At 48.5% G+C, this 1,823-nt stretch carries 2 protein-coding genes; both read left to right on the forward strand.

Going from position 1 to position 1,823, the window contains the following annotated elements; genetic code table 11:
- Positions 1–448 (forward strand): Rrf2 family transcriptional regulator (locus RSA72_RS11215; RefSeq protein ID WP_332633199.1); only part of this gene is annotated, 448 nt, incomplete at its 5' end.
- A gap of 1 nt (position 449) precedes the next feature.
- Positions 450–1,667, forward strand: coding sequence for an IscS subfamily cysteine desulfurase (locus RSA72_RS11220; protein ID WP_332633201.1), 1,218 nt, complete (start codon positions 450–452; stop codon positions 1,665–1,667).
- Positions 1,668–1,823 lie beyond the last annotated feature (156 nt).

Genomic DNA, 1,823 nt, shown 5'->3' on the forward strand with positions numbered 1-1,823 from the left:
CGCAGTGACTGCTCTACTTGATTTAGCTTTGCAGCCAACTGAACAAACGATCACCCTTGCAGAAATTGCGGCGCGCCAGACAATTTCTGTTGCCTATCTTGAGCAGTTATTTGCGAAATTAAAGCGCCACGGCTTAGTTTCCAGTATCCGCGGTGCAAACGGCGGCTATCATTTAGCCCGAAGCGCTGAAGAAATCACTGTGTTAGCAATTATTGAAGCTGTAAATGAAACCGTCGATGCGACCCGCTGCGACCATAAAGGCAACTGCCAGAATGGCGCGATGTGCTTGACGCATGATTTATGGCAGGAACTCTCCCACCACATTGCCGATTATCTTGCAAAAATCACCCTTGCTGACCTTGTAGCGCGTGACAATGTGCAAACTGTTGCCATCCGCCAAAATTCTTCAGGTCTTGATTCAGCCCTTTTATCGGTTACAGGTATTTGACATGAAACGTCCAATTTATCTTGATTATGCAGCAACAACCCCTGTAGATCCTCAAGTTGCAGAACGCATGATGGAGTGCCTGACCTTTGACGGCACATTCGGCAATGCAGCATCGCGTTCACACGCTTACGGCTGGCAGGCGGAAGAAAAAGTAGAATACGCGCGCGAACAAGTCGCAAACTTAATTAAAGCCGACCCGCGTGAAATTGTCTGGACTTCCGGCGCGACTGAATCTGACAACCTTGCGCTTAAAGGCGTTGCCCAGTTCTACAAATCTAAAGGCAAGCACATCATTACGTCTAAAATTGAGCATAAAGCGATTTTAGACACCTGCCGCGAGCTGGAAGAAGAAGGCTTCGAAATTACCTATATTGAGCCGCAGGAAAAAACCGGCTTAATCACCCCAGAAATGGTTGAAGCAGCGATCCGTCCAGACACCATCCTTGTTTCCCTGATGATGGTGAACAATGAGATTGGCACAGTGACAGATGTGGCAGCCATTGGCGAGATTACCCGCGCGAAGAAAATCTTCTTCCACGTTGACGCTGCGCAGGCTGCTGGCAAGGTTGAAATTGACCTTTCCACAATGAAAATTGACTTAATGAGCTTCTCCGCTCACAAAATTTACGGCCCTAAAGGCATTGGCGCTTTATTTGTACGCCGCTCTCCGCGTGTACGCGTGAAAGCGCAAATGCATGGCGGCGGTCATGAGCGCGGCATGCGTTCAGGCACACTGGCAACGCATCAAATTGTCGGCATGGGCGAAGCATTTGAACTTGCAGGCAAAAACCTGCAATCAGAACAGGCCCGCATCCGCGTGCTGCGCGACAAGCTGTGGAATGGCCTGCAGGGCCTTGAACAGGTGTTCTTAAACGGCCACCCGACACAAAGCGTTGCAAACTATTTAAATGTCAGCTTCAACTTTGTTGAAGGCGAATCGCTGATGATGGCGCTGAAAGACGCGGCGGTCTCTTCAGGTTCCGCATGCACATCCGCAACACTTGAACCGTCTTATGTGCTGCGCGCGCTGGGCCTGACCGATGAATTGGCGCACAGTTCAATCCGTTTCAGCTTCGGCAAATACACCACTGAAGAAGACATCGACCACGTTCTTGAAATTACTAAAGCAGCTGTTGAGAAATTGCGTGAACTTTCTCCGCTTTGGGACATGTATAAAGAAGGTATCGACCTTTCTACTGTTGAATGGGCTGAACACTGATTCATCCCGCTGAGATAGCTTTAGACTAAGGCTATCTCATTGAAAAATGTAATTTCACCCCCATATTAATATTAGGCTGACCCCGAGGTTTGGAGAAGCATCATGGCTTATAGCGAAAAAGTAATTGATCATTACGAAAACCCTCGTAATGTTGGC

The organism is Acinetobacter sp. (genome assembly GCF_036659555.1).
Classification (GTDB): Bacteria; Pseudomonadota; Gammaproteobacteria; order Pseudomonadales; family Moraxellaceae; genus Acinetobacter.

What these genes read in the sequence shown, in the direction of transcription:
- RSA72_RS11220 (WP_332633201.1), top strand. Translation starts at nt 450, where the DNA reads ATGAAACGTCCAATTTATCTTGATTATGCAGCAACAACCCCTGTAGAT.